Raw genomic sequence first — 21,446 nt, forward strand, 5'->3', positions numbered from 1 at the left:
TATAAGTGTGTTTGTTATAAAATTAAGTCATAAAATTGAGGGAGAAAAATTTTATGAAAAAATTATTATCTATATTAGGAGCCGTTGGTTTGACTGCAACAGCTTCTAGTTCAGTTGTTGCTTGTTCAAGCGACAAAGCAACTGTTAAAGTCGATGGGAACATCATAGAAAATGATGCTAAGACAATGAAGTTTACTATTAGTCAAGGTGACGCTTCTAAACTTGGGATTATTAAATTAACAGATAGCACATATTCAATGAATAAAGATGATGGAATGGATTTAAACAATCTTATATCAACAAGTAAACAAGCATTACTTTCTACAGTAACTTGTGATCCATCTACAGGTGTTGTAAACGGATTAATGAGAGCAGCAGTTAATATTCCAAATAACTCACAAGTTAAATTCAAACTTGCTAATAAACAAGTTTTAGGAATTGATTTAAAAGCTGATTTAGTTGCAAACACTTTTTATTCACCAGATTTAAAAGATATCATTATTGATAACTCAAATGGAGATACAGTTGTCAATGCACAATATAAATTATCAAAACCAAAAGACAAAGAAGGAGTTTATGAACCATCAACAATTGCCTTTGATAGCAAAAGTATTGCTGCTAATACTTTAATTGGAGTAGTTGTCCTTTCAGAAGAAACAGCTTTCAAAAGCGATAATGGAGTTAATATCTCATATGATCAAAGTACTCATGTTGTAATCATTGCTCCATCAAATACCACTAAAAAAGCTGATTTACAAAAAGCGTTCACAATGAATAGTGCTGATCCTTTATCTTGAAAATTAGTTGTTTCAATTCAAATTGCTTAATTAGTTAATTTAAAAAAACGATTATGTTAAGAATTCATTTTACATACATAAGTGTAAGAATGGTAAAATGCACATAATATAAAACAAAGGAGATAAAATAATGAAAAAATTATTATCTATTTTAGGAGCTGTTGGATTAACTGCAACTGCTTCAACTGCAGTTGTTGCTTGTTCAAGTGACAAAGCAGGCGTTAAAGTTGATACAACTGATACAGCTTCAACCAATAGTGCTAACTTTAAAATTAGTGCCGAAGATGCAAAGAAATTAGAAATCGTTAAACAAGATTCAAATAATAAATGAGTTTTAAACACTGATTCTGGAAAAGAAATTAAATTTTCTACTTCAAAAGATCACAGAGTTGCTATAACAGATGCTTCAGCAAACGCAGAAACAGGTGAAGTAACTGCTGTAATGCAATCTGCAGTTAAGATTTCAAGTGATACTCAAGTTAAATTTAGTTATGGTAAAAAAATCTTAGGTGTAACTTTAAAACAAGATTTACAAGCAAATGCTCCAGTTATTAACGGAGCTGACGCTACAGTTGATGGTGGTCAAAAACCATATGTTAAGTCAAGTTACTCATGAGCGAAAGGTAATAGACCACAAACATTAACTATTCCAGTTGATAATGCATCAACCATTGGAGAATTAACATTTAGTGAAGAAGGCCAAGATCCTTCTTTCAAAAATAACAACATTTCTTTTGCTTTAAGTGAAGATAAAAAATCTGTTGTTGTTACCGCAACATCAAAAGACACTAAATTTGCATCAGCAAAAGCATTTACTTTAAAAGGTGCTAATGGTACATGAACCACAGAGGTTTGATTCCAAGCTCTTTAATAAAATAAAATAGTTGTAAAACATTACTTTTTTCAAAGTAATGTTTTTCTTTTCCCAAAAATTCTTTTTTAATATATAATTTCGAAGTAAAAATAATTTTTAAGGAAAAGAGAATTAAAGGGAAATGAAAATGAAGAAATTCTTAGCAATTGTTGCTGCAGTTGGACTAACTAGTTCAATTACAAGTTCAGTTGTTAGTTGTACTAATCAAAATAATACTTCTAAAGTTAGGGCTGAAGTTGATGAGGCTGGCCCAAAAGATATTGCTGATGGAATAATCAAAGTAACTCAAGCAATTAACTTGCGATTACTTCCAACTCCAGAAATTGGTTCACCACAAGAATATAAACCATTCTTGAACTGACCCCCCAATAATCAATTAGAAAAAGAAGGAGTTATTCTAAAATTAAGTGATCCTAAAAAAATTGATGATAAAGGAATTAAATTCACTTTAGCATCAAAAGAAAATCTTCCAAATGGAACTAAAATCACTTTTGAGCTTAGACCTGGTGGAAGTGATATTCCAACTGATAACTCTCAATCTACTAAAATTAATTCTTCTACTTACCTTGAAGTTACTATTGTTGGCGACTTACAAGGAACTAACCCAACTTCTAATAAAGAAAATTAAATAAATTTAAAATAATTCGGGACAAATGATAATAATTCTTCTTATACCTATATGAGAAGGATTATTGTCTTTTTTTGTTTTTCTTTGAAAACTGAATAATTTATAAAACTCATAAATCTATTTGAGAAGTTAACTAACTTTTAGATACAATAGAACTAATATAAAGATATATAAGGGATTTAAAAGATAATTATGAGAAAATTTTTAACTTTACTAACTGCTTTTAGTTTTACAACAACCATAGTTAGTCCGGTTGTCAGTTGTACGAAAACAACTGTTAGTAAAACTGCTAACTTAAGTTATTATGATTCTTTTGCAACCACTAAGTTTACTAGTAAAGAAGCACAAGAATTAGGGTTAACTAAAATTATTGATGATCAAGAAAGAATTATTTTAAATTCTAGTTGATTAACAACAAATTATAAAGATGGACAAGTTGTTGCTTACTTAAATGAAAACCAAAATGAAGGTGGGGTTGCCTTAACAATTAGTTCAACTGTTTATATTCCTAAAAATAAGAAGATAACTTTTAAAGTTCCAAACACTAATAAAGCTTTTGCTATTAGTTTTGATAAATCTTTAGTTGGTTATTCTAAAACTCATGTAAATGCGCAAGTCGGGACATTAGTACAAAGCGGATTACCAGCAGCAAAAGTTGAATTAAGTTATGACATTGCTCATCGCTTAAATCTAACCGATTATGATGAGAAGTCTAATACTTATGTTCCGGGTTTAAGCCTCACAAATAAAAAGATACAAAACTTTAAAAATGGCGATATTGCTTGAGGGTTTATTTCTTTAGCAAATCAAGATAATACTAATTTTGTATTCAATACTTTTAGTTCAAGAGTAGATGGATCGATAGCCATAATTATTCAATCTGATAATTATTTCGATGGAACATTAACATGAAGATTTAAAAATTCAATTGGGACAGGAATTCGAGATTTAGAAATAGATATTCTTGGTTTGAACGGTATTCGTTTACAAATTTAGCTTTTATAACTTTTAGATTGTATACAATCATAATATTTCTCTTTTAATTCTATTTAAAAGGCTTTTTCATTAAGTTATAATTTCAAATGTGATTAGAAAGGAAATTCTTTCTTTCTATAAAAACTTATTTAAAAATAGAAATCTTATTTAGGAGATAAATAAAATGAAAAAATTATTATCAATTCTTGGAGCAGTTGGTTTAACAGCTACTGCATCATCTGCAGTTGTATCTTGTTCAAACACCCCAGATGTAATTGCAAAAACTGGAAGTACTGCAACAATCGAAACAAAAAAAGCTGAAGAATTGGATTTAGTTAAAGTTGAAAAAGTTGAGGGAATTCCTACAGGGCTATACCAACCAGGTGTAAACTGACCAACTGACCAATCAAAAAAATCATTAACACTTGCAGATGATAGTTCTAAAACATATAAAACAACTACAAAATTACAATACAAAAAGGCAAATATTATCGCCACTCTTACATTAGATGGTGAAACAGGTAAGGTTAAACTTGCTATTAAAACTGATAAAGATTTAGATACTTATTCATTAATTAAATTTACCTTTAACAACGCGGCTGGAACAAATGAAAAATCAGTAAAAATTGGGTTCAAAGCAAAACAAACTGAAGTATTAAAAGAACTTACCGGCGCAGATACAAGTGTATTCTACGATGGTGCCGAATTACAATTTGCAGATAATAAATCTGCTCCTACAGAATACGAATTAGCATACAAAGATATCAATGGAGACAAACACGAAGTTCCAGCTGGCACAGATTTAACAATTGATGTTGAATATAAAGAGGTTGTTGATGTAACAACATTTGTAAAAGACGGAAAAATGTTTGTTAAAGTAGCTCCTAAAGGACATGATGGACAAAAAACATCAGTTAAAGTTTCTGGGGCAGGATTTAATAACTTATCATTCTGAGTACAAGTTGGATAAAAAGCTCAATAGTTTCAAAATAAAACAATTAAAATAATATTAACCAAAGAATTATGAAGTTCTTTGGTTTTCTTTTTCTTAGAAAAACTTCAAATTGAAATCAATTTTTAATAAACAATGCTTTTGCGATAAAATATATTCATGAGATTTTGATTTAATCGCTATATTTGAAAAATAATATAGAGGAAACTCCACGCTTGCACGACCTGTGATGGTTGTAATGATTATGCTAACTGAAAAAATAAGGTTAGGCTGACTTTGGAGAAAAGTTAGACGGCAAAACTTAATCTAAGGTAATTTATTGCTATGATGATGTTTTTGAAAGTGCCATAGAGACGAGAAAAAGGGAAACCTTTGAGATGGAACGCGGTAAACCCCATAAGCAAGAAACTCAAATTTTGGTAGAGGAGTCGTTTCAAGGTAATCAGAACTGAGAAACGGACAGTATTTATACTGTAGATAGATGGTTAAAACTAAACTTTTGTTTAGAACAGAACGTGGGTTATGATAAATCTCATCATATTTTTTAAAGGTTTGTTAGGTGATAATATGCCAGAAGAATTAAAATTAAAAATTCAAGAAATTTTTCAACTTCTAAAACAAGAAAATTGAACAATGGCAAGCGCTGAAAGTTTTACTGGTGGTGGGTTTGCAAACACCATTACTAATGTTAGCGGTTCTAGTGCTGTTTTCTTAGGTTCATTAGTAACTTATACAAACGAAATGAAACATGATTTTTTAGATATTGATGAACGAATCTTTAAAAAATATGGAGCAATTTCAAAAGAATGCGCAACAGCAATGGTTGTTGGTTGTCAAAAGAAAACCATTGCTAACTTAACTGTTGCTTTCACAGGAAATGCTGATCGTAATGTTAGTGAGAATAAACCAGCTTTTGCTGGTTTTATTGCTATCAAATTAAATGATCAAGAACCTGAAATTTTTGAATTTAAACAAGAAAATACTATGAATATGAATCGAGAATTGTTTAAAGAATTAGCAATTAATTTTGCGATTGAAAAAATTTTGGGACTTTTAAGCTAAAAACTTCTTATACCTATTTGGAGGAAGAAAATGGAAGCTTTAAATACAAATACAAAAAATAATTTAAAAAATGAGGTTCTAACACAAATGGCAAAAGATAAAAAAGACGATGATATTTGAAATGATGAAACTCTTAAAGGACTTTTAAAAGATATTGAAAAATCTTTTGGGAAAGGTTCAATCCATCGTTATGGCGATGTTGAAGTATCTTCAAAACAAGAAGTTATTTCATCAGGTTCAATTCTTTTAAATAACGCGATTGGTGTTAATGGATATCCAAAAGGAAGAATCACAGAAATTTATGGTCCTGAATCAAGTGGGAAAACTACTTTAGCATTACATGCAATTGCAGAATCACAAAAAACTGGAGGAGTTGCTGCTTTTATTGATGCAGAACATGCTTTAGATCCAAGATATGCAAAAAGAATTGGTGTTGATATTAATAACTTATTAGTTTCACAACCAGATAACGGAGAACAAGCATTAGACATTTTAGAAATGCTAGTTAAATCAAACACAATTGATATTGTTGTGATTGATAGTGTGGCAGCCTTAGTTCCCAAATCAGAACTTGAAGGTGAAATGGGAGATCAAAACATCGGTCTTCAAGCGAGAATGATGTCAAAAGCTTTACGTAAGCTAAACGGAATTGTTGCAAAAACTAATACAACTGTAATTTTTATTAACCAAATTAGAGAAAAGGTTGGAGTTGTTTTTGGAAATCCAGAAGTAACATCTGGTGGAAGAGCATTACGTTTCTATTCATCATTAAGAATTGAAACAAGAAAAGGTGAAACCATTATTAAAGATGGTGAAGCAACTGGAAATAAAATCAAAATCAAAGTTGTTAAAAATAAAGTAGCCCCACCTTTTAGAACAGCAATAATTACAATTAACTACAACGAAGGAATTGATAATGAAAATGAAATTATCGATTTAGCTTCAACTTATGAAATTCTAGATAAAGCTGGAGTTTGATATTCATATAATGGTGAAAAAATTGGTCAAGGACGAGAAAACACTCGTAAATGACTTCAAGACAACCCAGATAAAAAACAAGAAATTTATGACAAACTTTATCAAATTTTAGAAAACAACAATAAATAAGAAGTTTTAAAGACAAATCGTTATAATAGATATAGGTTTTATCATTGATAAAACTTTTACACTTTCCTTTCTAAAGATAGGAAGAACTTTATTATGACAACAAAAATACTTGCTATTGTGTTCGGTGTCTTACTTGGTATTTCACTAATAGCATTAATTATCTGAACAAGTTTCTATTTCTCAAAATCACAAAAGAACATTCGTGAAAAAGCGAGAAAAGAAGCAAAAAAAGAAAAACAACAAATTATTGGTTCTGGTTATAAAGAAATTAACCAAGAACGAAGAAAAATCAATGACGAAGTTGAGCAAACAAAAATCTTTATAGCAAAAGAAATGACCAACTTAGAATTTGAAAAACAACAATTAAATAGCATGAAAGCTACTTTAAATAATCGTGAGATTAACGTTGAAAACTATGAAAATAGTTTAAAAAAACAAGAAAAAGAATTAAACATCTTATCTGAAAAACTTGAAAACGATTTAGCAAATGTTGCAAGCATTTCTAAAGAGGAAGCAAAAGAAAAGATGTTTGAAGTAGTTAAACATAATACTGCTAAAGAACTTAGCGCTTATGTTAGATCACAAGAATTAGAAGCATCAAAAACTGCTAAGAAAAAAGCTGCTGACATTCTTCTTGAAGCAATGGAAAAATTTAAAACCGATTTTGCTTCAGAAAGAGTAACAACAGTTGTTAAAATTCCTGACGAACAAATGAAGGGAAGAATCATCGGAAAAGATGGAAGAAACATTAAAACTTTCGAACAATATGCTGGAGTTGATATCGTCATTGATGACACACCAGATATGATTCTGGTTTCAAGTTTCAACCCAATCCGTAGAGAAATCGCTGTTAAAACATTAGAAAAATTAATTAGTGATGGAAGAATTCAACCTGTGAGAATTGAACAAGAATTAATTGAACAAGAAAAACTATTAAATGATGTAATTTTGGAAACTGGTCAAAAGGTTACTGAAGAATTAGGTATTTATGACATGGACTTACAACTTGTTAAGCTTGTAGGGCAATTGAAATACAGAACTAGTTATACACAAAATGTTTTAACTCACTCAATTGAAGTTGCGCAAATCTCAAGAACAATTGCAGAAGAACTTGGTTTAAATGCTCATGATGCAGTTAGAGCTGGTTTATTACACGATATTGGTAAAGCAGTTGACTTTGAAGAAGAAGGAAACCACGTTGAACTTGGTGTTGAACTTGCAAGAAAATATGGTGAAAACGAAGTTGTAGTTAATGCAATTGCTGCTCACCATGAAGATGTTCCAAAACAAACTTTCATCGCATCAATTGTTGCAATCGCTGATTCAATTTCAGCTTCAAGACCTGGAGCTAGAAATGAACAAACAGAAGATTTTGTTAAAAGAATTAATGAAATTGAAGAAATCTGTAACCAAATTCCTGGAGTAACTAGAAGCTATGCTTTACAATCTGGAAGACAAGTTAGGGTTATTGTTGATCCTGCGGTTGTTTCTGATTATGATATTTCTCAGTTATCACAAGAAATTGCAGATAAATTAAAAGAAGTTTCAATTCCTGGTAATACAACTTTAACTATTATTCGTGAAAGAAGAGAAACTACAATAATCAAATAGAGGCTTATGGTCTCTATTTTGCTTTTATAAGTTAAAATGTAATAGAATAGTTTTTGAAAGAGTGTTAACAAGATGTTTAATCAAACAGTTGAAAATTTAAAAAACAATATTTTAGATAGTGAAGGTTTGGGAGCAGAACTTTATTTAAAAAATGAATTTGCAACCTTAACTAACTTTATTGATGAATCAGAAAAGTTAGATTCAGCTATCGTTTGTCTAATTGATGAAGAAATAAATCTTGTAGCTTTTAGCGATAAACGACTTTTCATCATTAAAAAAGCTTCATTATTAGGAAGTATGATAAAAAGAATCGGTTTAGAAGGAATTAGAGACTTACAATTATTAGTTGATGAAGGAAATGGCGAAATTCTTTTTTCATTATTTGATAATAAGGAATTTAAATTAACATCAATTTCACTTTCAAAAGCCCAAAAGTTTGGGAAACATATCGTAAAAAGAATACAAAGCTGAAACGACAGCTTTTAATTAAAAAGGAGTTAAAACTATGGCATTTGGTGATTTTTTAGCAAAAAGAATGAAAAAAAGTTTAGAAAAAAAGGTTAATAAATCTACTCTAAACGAAGAAAACATTAAAGATACATTACAAGAAATTCGTCTTGCTTTATTAGAAGCCGACGTTAACAACGAAGTTGTTAAAGAACTTATTAGCAGAATTAAAGATAAAGCTTTAGGTGGATATATCGAAGAAGGCGCTAACGCAAACCAACAATTAATTAAAATTGTTCACGATGAACTTCAATCTATTTTAGGACAAGATAAAAAAGGTTTAGATTTAAACAAAAAACCATCAGTAATTATGATGGTTGGTTTACAAGGGTCTGGGAAAACTACAACCGCTAATAAACTTGCTTACTTATTAAAGAAAAAAGAAGGTAAAAAACCTTTATTAGTTGGATTAGATATTTATAGACCAGGGGCAATTGACCAATTAAAAGAATTGGGAGAACAAACTGGAATTGAAGTTTTTGAAAAAGGAAAACAAGATCCAGTTAAAACTGCCAAACAAGCAATTGACTATGCTAATGAAAATGGTTATGACACTATCATTTTAGATACTGCTGGACGTTTACAAATTGATGAACAATTAATGGACGAATTAAATGAATTGAGAAAAACAACTTCTCCTTCTGAAATTCTTTTAGTAGTTGATGGAATGATTGGACAAGAAATCATCGAAGTAACTAACGCCTTCAACAAATTATTAAAATTAACTGGAGTAGTTGTAACAAAACTTGATGGGGACGCACGTGGGGGTGCTACTTTATCAATTGCTTATATGACTAACTTACCAATTAAATTTATTGGGGAAGGTGAAAAAGTTAATGCTTTAGCACCATTCTATCCAAAACGTATGGCTGATCGTATCTTGGGAATGGGTGATATTGAAACTTTATTTGAAAGAGCAATGGAAAGCATTGATGAACGTTCAATTGAAAAAACAATGAAAAGAATGTTCATGGGACAATACGATTTAGAAGATTTAAGAAACCAACTTGCTCAAACTGCTAGAATTGGGAACTTATCTGGAATTATGAAAATGATGCCAGGTTTAAACGGACAAATCTCTGAAAAACAAATTGCTGAAGCACAACGTAAATTAGTTATCTTCTCAATTTTGATGGATTCAATGACAATTAAAGAACGTAGAGAACCTAAATTATTAAAATCATTAAAACGTAAAGACAGAATCATTAAAGGTTCTGGAAGAAGTGAAAAAGAACTAAACGAACTTTTAAATAACTTTGATAAAGGTCGTAAACAAGTTTTAGATATGACTAAAAAATTCAAGAAAGGTGGAATGAATGCCTTTGGTAAAGGCAAACTTCCATTTGGAATGTAATGAATATTAAAATTATTTGTTTTGGAAAACTAGATAATAAATGTTTTCAAGAATCATTTGACTTCTATGCTGATAAAGTTAAAAAAAGAAATGATTTAGAAGTCATTGAATTAAAAGAAGAATTTAATTCTGAACTTGAAGTTAATAAAAAGAATAATTGCGAAATCTTATTGAATAAATTAGATAAATATCAAGATTATGAAAAAATTGTTCTTGATGTGAACTCAAAAGAAGTTAGTTCACCAGAACTTGCTGAAATCTTAATGCAAAATAAAGATTTCAAAGGTGCTAAGATTCTTTTTATCATTGGGCCAAGTGATGGTTTTACCTCAGATTTCAAAAAGCAATTTCAAAGAATTAGTTTTGGAAAAATCACTTTACCACACCAACTTTTTAGAGTTGTATTAATAGAACAAATTTATCGTGCGATTAAAATCAATAATAACGAAAAATATCATAAATAAAAAATAGGTGTAAAGTAAAAATGCTTGACACCTATTTTTGTTTTGTTAAAATTATAAAGGATTTTATTTAAGGAGGTAAAAAATGGTTAAATTAAGACTAAAAAGAATCGGGAAAAAACAAGTTCCTTTTTACAGAATTGTTGCTGCTGATTCACGCGTAAACCGTAACGGTGAATACATCGAATTAATTGGTACTTTTGACCCATTAAAAAATGATATTAAAGTTAATAAAGAATTAGCATTAAAATGATTAAACAATGGTGCTCAACCAACTGATACAGTAAGAAGCATTTTTTCAAAAGAAGGAATTATGACTGACTTACATAACCAAAAATTAGAAGCTGCTAAAGCTAAACCAGCTAAAGCAAAAAAAGAAAAAGCTGCTAAACCAGCTGCAAAAAAACCAGCAACTAAAAAAGCTGCTGCAGCAAAATAAGAAATTAAAATAGATGAATAATTTAGAATCACAATTAATTTTAATAGGTAAAATAGTTAACACTTTTGGAAAAAACGGACAAGTTAAACTCTTATTAGACGATAACTTAGAACTGGTTAGTGATGATCTTGTTAATAAAATCTTCTTTTATGAAGATGCTAATAAAATCTTACAACCTTTAAAGATAGTTCAATCTACTCAAACTCAACAAAATCTCTTACAAATTAAATTTGAAGGTATCGATAATATTTCTCAAGCAGAAGCATTAAAGAACCGTAAAGTTTATAGCTTAAGAAAAGATAATCTTTTCGATGAAGTTCCAGATTTTACAACTTACAATCTTATCTTCACTTTAAATGACAAAGAAAGAAAAACTCCTATCATTTCAGTAATGGAAAACGGCCAATACAATTTGTTTAAAATTAAATGAAATGGTAAAGAAATTTGAGTTCCTGGAGTTGAAGAGTATATTGAAAATATTGATACAATACAAAAGAATATATTTGCAAAAAATATAGAAAGACTAATTTAAATATGAAATTCTCTATATTAACTTTATTTCCAAAGGTAATTTATTCATACATTGAAGAATCAATCATCAAAAAAGCAATTGATGAAAAGAAAATTGAAGTTGAAGTTGTCGATATTCGCGACTTTACAAACTTAAAACACAACCAAGTTGATGACTATCAATATGGTGGAGGAAAGGGAATGGTTTTAATGCCTGAACCTGTTGTAGCTGCAATTGAGAGTGTAAAAACTGCAAATAGCTTTACAATCCTCACATCACCTCAAGGTAAAACTTGAAATCAAAAACAAGCAAGACAATTTGCCAACGATTATGATCATTTGATTATTGTTTGTGGGCATTACGAAGGATTTGATCGTCGAATCCTTGATTATGTTGATATGGAAATCTCAATTGGAGATTATGTGTTAACTGGGGGAGAATTAGCTTCTCTAGTAATGGTTGATTCAATCACAAGAGTTGTTCCAGACGTTATTCAAACTGAGTCTCATCTAAATGAAAGCTTTGAAAACAATCTCTTGGATTACGATGTATATACAAAACCTGTGGAATGAAGAGGAAAAAAAGTTCCAGAAGTATTATTAAGTGGTCATCATAAAAATATTGATGAGTTTAGAGAGAAATCTTCACTTGAAAATACGTTAACTAAAAGACCAGATTTAATTGATGAAAATAAATTGTCTGATTATCAAAAGAAATTATTAAAAGAATTGAAAACGAAAGGAGATAAATAGACATGAGTTCAATCAAAACAAAAACTATGAAATCTAATTACGACGTTGTAAATGACCAACTACGTAACGACTTACCAGACTTTACTTCTGGAGACACTATTCGTGTTGACGTAAGAATTAAAGAAGGAGACAAATTCCGTATCCAATCATTCGAAGGGTTAGTAATTAAAACTCAAGGATCAGGAATTTCATATTCTGTAACTGTTAGAAAATTATCTAACGGAGTATTCGTAGAAAGAACTTTCCCATTACATTCACCAATTATCGACAGTGTAACTGTTGTTAAACGTGGTCGTGTACGTAGAGCAAGAATTTACTACATCAGAAACTTACGTGGAAAAGCAGCTCGTATTAAAGAAGTTTTACCAACTAAAAAAGCTGTTAAACCTGCAAAAGAAGATGCTAAAAAAGCACCAGCTGCTAAAGCAACTACTGAAGCAAAACCTGCTAAAGAAAGCAAATAATAATTATGAGCCATTTCAATGGTTCATTTTTTTATTCCATAAAACCTTATAGTATAATTAAAAAATAAAAGGAGTTGATTTGAATGGCATCAGCAAATAACTGATTCCCAGGGCACATGAATAAGGCTCTGAAAGAAATTGAAAATTTAATTGAGGCTGTTGATGTCGTTGTTGAAGTTGTTGATGCACGTGCTCCTTATTCAAGTCAAAATCCAATTTTCCGTCGTGTTTTAAAAAACAAAGCTGTGATTTATGTCATGAACAAAGTCGATGTAGCAGATCCAGAAATCACTAAACAATGAGACGAATATTTTAAAACCCAATCTGATCATAAATATGTTTTAGAAGTTGAAAAAAATTCTCAAAATATTACTAATAAACTTGTGAATTTAATTAATGAAGCCACTAAAGAACGACAAGAAAAAATGAAAAGAAAAGGGTTAGTTAATCCGCAAATTAACGCCTTAGTGATTGGTTTACCAAACGTTGGTAAATCAACTTTTATTAATAAAATTGTTAAAGGTAAAAAAGTTAAAGCTGGTAATAAACCAGGATTAACGCGCGGATTACAACGAATTACTTTAACTAAAAATATTACTTTAATTGATACACCAGGAATTATGCCTTCAAAAATTCCAAATGAATCAACTGCATGTAACTTAACAATGATTAACTCAGTTAAAGAAGGAGTTTTTTCTTTAGAAAGAATGGCTGCTCGTGCGATGCGTTATGTTTATAATAACTATCCTGGAAGAGTTGAAGAAAGATATGATGCAAGAATTGGTTTAATCCCTCCAATTGAAATTAGTGATACTTACCGTGTCTTTGAAAAAATTGCTAAGAAAAACAACTGAGTATTATTAAATGATATGTATGATGTTGAACGAGTAATGCTAACTTTTGTTCGTGATTTACAAAACGGTAAATTAGGAAGAATGAGTTTTGAAACTCCAGAAATGATTGAAGATTTATCAATTGAAAAATCAGAAAAAGATGAAGAAATTGAGGATAAAACTGTTGATGTTACACAAGAATGATAATTCAAGATGAGAATTTGATAATCAATACCGCAAAAATGGCGAAATAATTGCTGGATGTGATGAAGCTGGACGTGGTGCTTTAGCTGGACCAATCGTTGTAGCTTCAGTTGTTTTTCCATCAGATTATCAAAATCCAGAAATCAAAGATTCTAAAAAAATGACAGCTTACCAACGTGAACTTCAATTTGAAGAAATTAAGAAAAATGCTTTAAGTTATTCAATTGCCATTCTTTCAAAAGAAATTGTTGAAAGAAGAAATCCAAAAGCAACTTCAATCAAAGGAATGGAATCTACTTTAGAGGATTTAGAAGTTGAAATTGATATTGCTTTAGTTGATGGTGAAAAACTTCCAGACACGCACGATTTTGAAGCAATTCAATTAATCAAAGGTGATGATAAATCTTTAACAATTGCTGCTGCAAGTGTTTTAGCAAAAGTAACAAGAGATCGTATTATGGATGATTATGATGAAATTTATCCTTGATATGGTTTTAAAAATAATAAAGGTTATGGGACTAAAACACACATGGATGGTTTAAAACAAAAGGGTGCAAGTGATATTCATCGTCGCACTTATAAACCAGTTAAAGATGTTTTGAAAAAAAGTTAATTTTTTTCTTATTAAAAATCTAATGACTTATTGCTAAGTATCGTGTATCTTAAAAAAGGGTAGTCAAGGAGTTGATTACTTACACAAAAGAATGGAAACATTTTTTTAACAACACAATCAAAGCAACAGGATTTAAGCGGTCCTGACTAGATAAAATAAATATAAAAACATTCTCGTGAGTAAGGAGAATGTTTTTTTATTTTTTTAAAGAAATTTAAAATAATTTGGGATTTTTTATTAACTTTTCTCTTATTCTAATGTGAGGGAGAAGAACGGAATCCGCTATATGATAAGTTTTTCGGCAAAAACAATTAAATAGGTATTATTGAGAGGTTTTCTTATTTAATGTCATATCCAATCTTTTCTCTCACCATTACATTGGTGTTCAAAATCTAATATTTAAACTTTTAAAATAATTTCACAAAAATGTGGGATTATTTTTTATTTTCTTCTTATTCTATATTGGAGGAAGAGAAAATGAATAATGTAATTATGATGGGAACTCTTGAAGGTGACGCAGAAGTTATCTACACTAGTCCTGATGGAAATAAAAGTTTATATAAATTTTTATTAAAAGTTCCAAAACCTTATAAATCTAAAGATGGGACAAACCCACCAGAAGATTTAGTAAATATCAAAGTTTGATCAACACAACTAACTGATGAATATATTCTTCATGACCAAGCATATGTTGGAATTGAAGGAAGAATTAATTCATATGCTGGCAAAGATTATAAAAATGTTGTCAACGACATCATTGCAAACAAGGTAATTTACTTAGCTTAATGCAAATGGATAAAGTTCTTTTACACTTTGCTTTGAAATATGATGGTGAATGAGAAAAAATCTATGATGCACTTGATAGAAAAGAAAAAATCAGTGCTAAAGATTTAGAAACAGTTGAAACAAAAATCAATTGTAAATATATGACAATCCTAAACCCCTTATACCCTAATAATCTAAAGAATTGTCATCGTCCACCATTTGTTATCTTCTATCAAGGAAAGATTGATTTACTAATTAACTACTATAGTATTTTTACTTATCTTTATGAAGAAGGGCTTGAACCAACAACCATTAGTGATTTTGAAAAAATGACTAAGAGTTTTGTGAAAGCTGATAAAACTTTCTTATTAGGTAATTTAAATTTAATGTCTAACTTTATTAACAAAACCATAAAACAACAAACTGATAATTGAATCGAATTAAAAGATGCGATTAAAGATTGTCCTGACACTGAAACTACCCTTTATATCAGTGAAGCATACGAAAAGAATGCAAACGACAAATGATTTATTAATCGCGTCTTACCAGGTTTAGCAACTGCAACGATTGTTTTAGAAGCTAATCGTGGTTCAGAAGTTGATGACGTAATTAAATATGGAATTAATGAAAATAAAGAAATATTTGTTTTACCCCTAGCAACAAATATTAAAAAGAAAGTTAATAACTTTTTAATCAAACAAGGTGCTAAATTAATTGAAAAACCAAGTGATGTTTTGAACGAATTTTAAAGATATGTTTTATCCAGAAAGTAGCGAACCCTTCGCTATTTTTTTGCTTATTGGGTGTTATAATTTGTATAATGTTTAAATATACGAAAGGGGAAAAGTATGGCTAAAGACATAGAATCACTAGATAAAAAAGAGCACGAAGAAGCTATTAAAACTAGTGACGAAGAAATTGCTGCAATTGATGAATTAGATAGTTCTAATGAATCTAATGTAGCAACTTCAAAAGAAAATTTAGTAACTTCTGTTAGTGGTATTAAGAAAAAACCTAATAAACTAGATGACAATCGTGGCGTTCCAAAAGAACCTAAAGTTGGTTTCATGAAATTGGTTTCACACTACTTTGTTAAAAAATGACCTATTGGATTACTTATACTTCTAATGATGTTAATTGCTGGAATAGCAACTGCTGCTGGTCCATTTATGATGAACAGCATGACTAAAGTTATTACTTGAAAATCAGATACGCATATTCCTGGATTTGATGTAGTGGCTAGAGATATTCCATATGATCAATTACCATCAAACATGAAACCAATTTGAGACATCTCATGACAAGCTTATATGGGAATTCAAATTGGATTATTCGTTTTAATTGCTGCTACAACTTTAACTGGAACAATGCTTGCAGGTTTCTTAGGTAAATACATTGAAGTTGATTTAAGAAATAAAACAATTGCGCGACTAATTACGCAAGATATGAGTTATTACTCAGATAAAAAAATTGGGGACTTATTAACAAAAGTTGTTTCTGATACTCAAAACGTTGGAGATCAATCACAAGCAATCCCAACTGCATTTTTATCAGCATTATTTACAACAGTATTTGCGCTTGTGTTTGGATTTGTAATCAATTGACAATTAAGTTTAGTAATTATTGTAATGTTCTTATTAATCTTAGTTTTCATGGGATTAATCTTTACAAGTTTAAGAAAATTAATGTTCAATGCTCGTGACGTTATTACCAAAGTTAACGGAACTGTTATTAATAGAATTAACACTGTTCAATTAATTAAAACTTCAGGAACTGAAGAATATGAAAAAGAAGGTTTTGCAAAAGACCACGTTGAATATGCTGATGCATATAAAAAAGTTGTTACTGTTCAATCAATGATGATTACAGTTCTAATTATGGGAATTTCTTCAATTCAAGTTGTTTTAGTTGTTGCAGCTGGAATTATGTACAGACATGACACAACAACTTTAATTAATGTTTTACCATCATTCCTATTATTAGCTGGAATTATGATTGGTCCTTTAATGCAAGTTATTAGGGTAACTGCTGGAATTGTTATTGCTTCAACTTCAGCTGAACGTATTGCAGAAATTCTTTACTCAAAATCAAGAATTAATGCTCACTTAAAAGAAAACGAAGGAATTTATATCAATGAAATTAATGGAGACATTCTTTTCAAAGACGTCGTTTTCGCATATCCTGAAAAACCATCAAAAGTAATTCTGCCAAAAACAGATTTTACTTTTAAAGAAGGAAAATCATATGCCTTTGTTGGAGAAACTGGAGCAGGTAAATCTACAATCTCTAAATTATTATTAAGATTCTACGATCCAACTTATGGAGAAGTGTTGATTAATAATGATATCAATTTAAAAGATATTCACCTATCTTCATACCTAGAACACGTTGGTTATGTTGAACAAGAACCACAAATTCTATTAGGAAACATTTGAGAAAATGTTCGTTATGGTACTGAAGGAAAAACTGATGAAGAAGTTATTGAAGCATGTAAAAAAGCTGATTTAGATGGAATCATTAGTCAATGACCAAAAGGTTATGACACAATTCTTGGAGAACGCGGATTTATGTTATCTGGAGGGCAAAAACAACGTTTAGTTATTGCTCGTATGTTCTTAAAAGACCCTCAATTATTAATCCTTGATGAAGCAACTTCTGCTTTAGATAATATTGTTGAAAAAGAAATTCAAGGAAAATTAAATGAATTGATGAAAAACAGAACAACAGTTTCTATTGCTCACCGTTTATCAACAATTAAAAATGCTGATCAAATTATCGTTTTAGCACCAGGTGAAGGTGTAACTCAAATCGGTACATTTGATGAATTAAAAACACAACCAGGCCACTTCAAAGAATTATATGAAGCTGGGTTAATGAAATAGAGAAGGGGGAAAATAAATGGATAATCAAACCGCAACAAAAACTGTGCCATCAGGAAAAACTACTTCAAAAGTAACTGATAAATACAAAGGCGGAGCGAAAAATCACAAATCAGATAAGCAATTTACTTGAGGAAAAATGAGTAGTTTCTTAAAGATTGTTATGACTAATGCCAAACAAAATAAAGCTTTATTCATAACTATGGTTTTAGTAACAATTGCTAATGCTGTCTTTTCTACTCTTGCTCCTTTGGCAGCTTCACAAATGGTAGCTGCTTTAATAGACACTAAAACACAAACTTATTTTGGTGCTATTGCTATGACTTGATGAGGATGAATCATTGTAACAGTCGCTGTCTTAATCGTTCAAGCGATTTTTGAATATGCAACTGACTATACAATTGGAATTTTCTCAATGAAAGTTGAAATTCAACAACGTTTAGCTATTCTAGATAGTTTAGTTGATCAAGATTTAGATTTCTTCTTTGATCATGTAAGTGGAAATATTCTTACAAGATTAGTTGGAGATACTCAAGGTTTAGCTTTAGGAATTCAACAATTCTTAACTAACGTTATTTTCTTAGTTGCAGCAGTTATTTCAGCTGCAGTTATCTTATTTACTAAAAATGCAATGTTAACTGGAATTGCTTTAGGATATATTATTGTAGTTTTATTAATTGGATTTATTATCTTTGTTTACTTCAGACGTGCTTTAATTTACATGTTTGATATTAAACGTGATATTGATACTGATATGACCGACAGAATTAACAACATTACTTTAATTAAATCTTCAGGAACTGAAGTTGAAGAAATCCAAAGAAATGCAGAACAAAATGAAGTTTATTCAAAAGCTGGAAACAAACAAGTTGTTCTTTCGGTTTGTTTAAATGTTTGAATTTATATTGCTAATGCATTCTTACCAACTATCATCTTATTAATCGCTATTGCACATTATCAAAATGATACTCATCAATTAATTATTACAATCACAACATTCTTACCAAACGTTGGAATGTTATCATTACCAATTGTTATGATGATTCAAACATTACGTGCGGCAACAAGAGCATCTAACTGTGCTGATAGAATTGGTCAATTAACAGATCCAAAACCTACAATCTTACCAAATACTGATGGTAAAAAAATTGATCATATTGATGATGTTATCTTCGATAAAGTAACTTTTGCATATCCTCAAGACAAAACCAACATCATCATTCCTGAAACTAACTTAACTTTAGAAAAAGGTAAATCATATGCCTTTGTTGGAGAAACTGGTTCAGGTAAATCAACAATCGGAAGATTATTATTAAGACTATATGATCCAACATCAGGAAAAATTCTTATTAACAATACTGATGATTTAAAGAAAATTAACTTACCAACTTATTTAAGTAAAGTTGGATATGTTGAACAAAACCCACAAATGTTTTATGGAAACTTCTGAGATAACATTGGGTATGGATGTTTCAACGCAACTCATGATGAAATTATTGCTGCTGCTAAAAAAGCAAACCTACATGACTTTATTATGTCTCTTCCAGAAGGATATGAAACTATTCTTGGAGAAAGAGGGTTCTTATTATCAGGAGGACAAAAACAACGTTTAGTTATTGCTCGCGTCTTCTTAAAAGATCCTGATTTAATCATTCTTGATGAAGCAACTTCAGCTTTAGATAATATTGTTGAAAAAGAAATTCAAGAAGAATTAGATAAATTAGTTGCTGATAAAACATCAGTAACTATCGCTCATAGATTATCGACAATTAAAAACGTTGATGAAATCTTTGTCTTAGAACCTAAAAAAGGAATTACCCAAAAAGGTACATTTGACGAATTAAAAACACAACCAGGCCACTTCAAAGAATTATATGAAGCTGGATTAATGGATTAAGGTGAAAAACATGTACAACAAGCAAGATTCAATATTTTGATGAACACTTGAACCATATGTTAAAAACAATCCAGAATATAAAAATTTATCATTAAGTGAAAAAACCATAATTGAGCAAGGCTTCCGTCTTGCTTATTATGGTTTATTCCAATATGAGTTATATACTGGAAGAGAACTAACATATATCGAACAAGCGCATATTCAAGAAGTTTCAAATTATATCATTGAAAACTATGATGCTCTTTATAAAACTGTTTATAAAGATTTGGAATCACCAATTGATATGACCAATCCAAATCACGTAAAAAGATTTCAAGATTTATTAGACACTTTGGTTATTCCATATATCAATGATTATTCATTTGTCACAAAAGATAAACTCGGTTTATCTAACGAAGTTATTTCAACAATTGAAATGCAATTATGTTTTAAAAATCGTTATGATATTAATACGCAAAAATTAGATGCAGAAAAAGAATTAAAAGATCAACAAGCTGCAAATAACAATCCTTATTGTGTTGTTAAAGTTGATGAAGAAACTATTAAAAAAGAAGAATTTGAAAACTGAAAACCAAAATTTTCACAACTATATCCTTTTTTAGTAACAGTTCTAATAATTGATCCAACTCATCCTGAAAATATTTGTAAAAATATTAAATCGGTTTTCACAAAAGATAATTTGAAACAAGCTTATGATAGTGGAAGAAAATTAAGTGATGCTGAATTAAAACATCTAGAGTCAACTATTGATATGGTTGAAAATGAAGAAGATTTAAAAAGTACATTACTAGCTTTTACAGAAGATCATTGATTAAACGCTGATATTGATACTCGTTTTAAAATGACATTTCAATTATCTAAATTAACTTCAATCTTCTTTAAAGACAAAATGGATGAAACAACAATGATTAACCATGAATCTGATATTTATGATTTATTAAAGAACTATTTAAGTACTATTTTAGTTTGTGAAGATGAAAAAGAAGAAGATATTATTGATTCAACCATCCCAGAAGTTACCCAACCAACACCAGAAGATGTTGAAAAGAGAAAACAATTTTTATATCCAATTTCAATGCGTGATTTTGATGTTGATGACATCACAAACTATTATGAAAATATGAAAAAAGGAAAACAAATATCTTTTTCACCAGTTAAATTAGAAGACTATATTAACGGGATTATTTATTCAATTTCTTATTTAAGATTAGTTAAAGTAATGTCTCAAGATTGTGAATTGTTGAAAAACTTTTTTATTGAAAGAAAACGCGTTGCTTTGGTAAACTCTTTAAAATTATTTAAAGATGATGGGGACAATCATTTTGAAAACATAACTGATTATCCCTATAACCTTGATCAAATCTTTTTAACTTCATCAATCTTGTCTAACATGATTGATGAATCAAAAGATTGCAAAATTGAAGGAAACAATTATGAATTAAACAAGCAATTAGAAACAATGTTAAAAGTTATTTCTATGCTTGTAGCCTTAGATCCAAGAATCGTTAGAGAAATGGATTATTCAATTGAACAAATTATTGAATATTATCTAATTTGTCTTGGCCCTTATAAAAAAACAAAACTTGGTTTTGATAAAAATGATGTTAAAGATTTAATTAATGTTGTTAAAAAAATAAATAAGAAGATAAACAAAAAAGATTCTAATAGAGAAAATGATTATTACTCAACTCTCTACTTAATTAATAAACTTATTCATTTCGACAAAAAAATAGATTAAATGTTTTGATTTCCCAAGAAATA

At 29.6% G+C, this 21,446-nt stretch carries 21 protein-coding genes, 1 other RNA gene and 1 pseudogene; all 23 read left to right on the forward strand.

Annotation, left to right across the window (positions count from 1 at the left end):
- Positions 1 to 53: 53 nt before the first annotated feature.
- The 23 genes and pseudogenes from CP520_RS00825 (at position 54) to CP520_RS00935 (ending at position 21,423) form a co-directional block, all read left to right on the forward strand.
- Positions 54 to 827, forward strand: coding sequence for a lipoprotein (locus tag CP520_RS00825; RefSeq protein WP_096862591.1), 774 nt, complete (start codon positions 54 to 56; stop codon positions 825 to 827).
- A gap of 100 nt (positions 828 to 927) precedes the next feature.
- A complete protein-coding gene (locus tag CP520_RS00830; protein WP_096862592.1) occupies positions 928 to 1,668 on the forward strand; it encodes a lipoprotein in 741 nt (246 codons plus the stop codon).
- Between the two features lie 130 nt (positions 1,669 to 1,798).
- Entirely contained in the window at positions 1,799 to 2,299 is a 501-nt protein-coding gene (locus tag CP520_RS00835) for a lipoprotein (RefSeq protein ID WP_096862593.1), read from the forward strand.
- 192 nt (positions 2,300 to 2,491) lie between these two features.
- A complete protein-coding gene (locus tag CP520_RS00840) occupies positions 2,492 to 3,295 on the forward strand; it encodes a lipoprotein (RefSeq protein WP_096862594.1) in 804 nt (267 codons plus the stop codon).
- A 163-nt stretch (positions 3,296 to 3,458) separates the two neighbouring features.
- On the forward strand, positions 3,459 to 4,244 hold the full coding sequence (locus CP520_RS00845; protein WP_096862595.1) for a lipoprotein: 786 nt from the start codon (positions 3,459 to 3,461) through the stop codon (positions 4,242 to 4,244).
- A 146-nt stretch (positions 4,245 to 4,390) separates the two neighbouring features.
- Positions 4,391 to 4,754: RNase P RNA component class B (gene rnpB, locus CP520_RS00850), an RNA gene on the forward strand.
- A gap of 39 nt (positions 4,755 to 4,793) precedes the next feature.
- Positions 4,794 to 5,288, forward strand: a complete 495-nt coding sequence (locus CP520_RS00855; RefSeq protein WP_157755767.1) for a CinA family protein — start codon at positions 4,794 to 4,796, stop codon at positions 5,286 to 5,288.
- A gap of 63 nt (positions 5,289 to 5,351) precedes the next feature.
- The gene (gene recA, locus CP520_RS00860; protein ID WP_373423242.1) at positions 5,352 to 6,395 is read left to right on the forward strand and encodes a recombinase RecA; all 1,044 of its coding nucleotides are present in this window, start codon (positions 5,352 to 5,354) and stop codon (positions 6,393 to 6,395) included.
- 93 nt (positions 6,396 to 6,488) lie between these two features.
- The gene (gene rny / locus CP520_RS00865; RefSeq protein WP_096862597.1) at positions 6,489 to 8,006 is read left to right on the forward strand and encodes a ribonuclease Y; all 1,518 of its coding nucleotides are present in this window, start codon (positions 6,489 to 6,491) and stop codon (positions 8,004 to 8,006) included.
- A 72-nt stretch (positions 8,007 to 8,078) separates the two neighbouring features.
- Complete coding sequence (locus CP520_RS00870) at positions 8,079 to 8,492, forward strand: PH domain-containing protein (RefSeq protein ID WP_096862598.1); 414 nt, start codon at positions 8,079 to 8,081, stop codon at positions 8,490 to 8,492.
- A gap of 19 nt (positions 8,493 to 8,511) precedes the next feature.
- Positions 8,512 to 9,867: a signal recognition particle protein gene (gene ffh, locus CP520_RS00875; RefSeq protein ID WP_096862599.1), complete on the forward strand. Its 1,356-nt coding sequence runs from the start codon at positions 8,512 to 8,514 to the stop codon at positions 9,865 to 9,867.
- Positions 9,867 to 10,331, forward strand: coding sequence for a 23S rRNA (pseudouridine(1915)-N(3))-methyltransferase RlmH (locus CP520_RS00880; protein WP_096862600.1), 465 nt, complete (start codon positions 9,867 to 9,869; stop codon positions 10,329 to 10,331). Before ffh ends, CP520_RS00880 begins: the two co-directional genes overlap by 1 nt.
- 82 nt (positions 10,332 to 10,413) lie before the next feature.
- Positions 10,414 to 10,767, forward strand: coding sequence for a 30S ribosomal protein S16 (gene rpsP / locus CP520_RS00885; RefSeq protein WP_096862601.1), 354 nt, complete (start codon positions 10,414 to 10,416; stop codon positions 10,765 to 10,767).
- 13 nt (positions 10,768 to 10,780) lie between these two features.
- Positions 10,781 to 11,299 carry a ribosome maturation factor RimM gene (locus tag CP520_RS00890; RefSeq protein ID WP_096862602.1) on the forward strand — a complete coding sequence of 173 codons (519 nt, stop codon included), beginning with the start codon at positions 10,781 to 10,783 and terminating at the stop codon, positions 11,297 to 11,299.
- Between the two features lie 2 nt (positions 11,300 to 11,301).
- A complete protein-coding gene (trmD, locus tag CP520_RS00895; RefSeq protein WP_096862603.1) occupies positions 11,302 to 12,030 on the forward strand; it encodes a tRNA (guanosine(37)-N1)-methyltransferase TrmD in 729 nt (242 codons plus the stop codon).
- Between the two features lie 2 nt (positions 12,031 to 12,032).
- A pseudogene (gene rplS, locus CP520_RS00900) lies at positions 12,033 to 12,410 on the forward strand (50S ribosomal protein L19); the annotation flags it as partial.
- A gap of 167 nt (positions 12,411 to 12,577) precedes the next feature.
- A complete protein-coding gene (gene ylqF, locus CP520_RS00905) occupies positions 12,578 to 13,534 on the forward strand; it encodes a ribosome biogenesis GTPase YlqF (protein WP_096862605.1) in 957 nt (318 codons plus the stop codon).
- Positions 13,515 to 14,144 carry a ribonuclease HII gene (locus CP520_RS00910; RefSeq protein ID WP_096862606.1) on the forward strand — a complete coding sequence of 210 codons (630 nt, stop codon included), beginning with the start codon at positions 13,515 to 13,517 and terminating at the stop codon, positions 14,142 to 14,144. The genes ylqF and CP520_RS00910 overlap by 20 nt, the downstream gene beginning before the upstream one ends.
- A 477-nt stretch (positions 14,145 to 14,621) precedes the next feature.
- The gene (locus CP520_RS00915; RefSeq protein WP_096862607.1) at positions 14,622 to 14,930 is read left to right on the forward strand and encodes a single-stranded DNA-binding protein; all 309 of its coding nucleotides are present in this window, start codon (positions 14,622 to 14,624) and stop codon (positions 14,928 to 14,930) included.
- 5 nt (positions 14,931 to 14,935) lie between these two features.
- On the forward strand, positions 14,936 to 15,658 hold the full coding sequence (locus tag CP520_RS00920) for a DNA-processing protein DprA (protein WP_157755768.1): 723 nt from the start codon (positions 14,936 to 14,938) through the stop codon (positions 15,656 to 15,658).
- Between the two features lie 99 nt (positions 15,659 to 15,757).
- Positions 15,758 to 17,791: an ABC transporter ATP-binding protein gene (locus tag CP520_RS00925; RefSeq protein ID WP_096862609.1), complete on the forward strand. Its 2,034-nt coding sequence runs from the start codon at positions 15,758 to 15,760 to the stop codon at positions 17,789 to 17,791.
- A 16-nt stretch (positions 17,792 to 17,807) separates the two neighbouring features.
- Positions 17,808 to 19,685 carry an ABC transporter ATP-binding protein gene (locus tag CP520_RS00930; protein WP_096862610.1) on the forward strand — a complete coding sequence of 626 codons (1,878 nt, stop codon included), beginning with the start codon at positions 17,808 to 17,810 and terminating at the stop codon, positions 19,683 to 19,685.
- A gap of 10 nt (positions 19,686 to 19,695) precedes the next feature.
- A complete protein-coding gene (locus CP520_RS00935; RefSeq protein WP_096862611.1) occupies positions 19,696 to 21,423 on the forward strand; it encodes a hypothetical protein in 1,728 nt (575 codons plus the stop codon).
- Positions 21,424 to 21,446 lie beyond the last annotated feature (23 nt).

The sequence above is a fragment of the Mesoplasma lactucae ATCC 49193 genome (assembly GCF_002441935.1).
Classification (GTDB): Bacteria; Bacillota_I; Bacilli_A; order Mycoplasmatales; family Mycoplasmataceae; genus Edwardiiplasma; species Edwardiiplasma lactucae.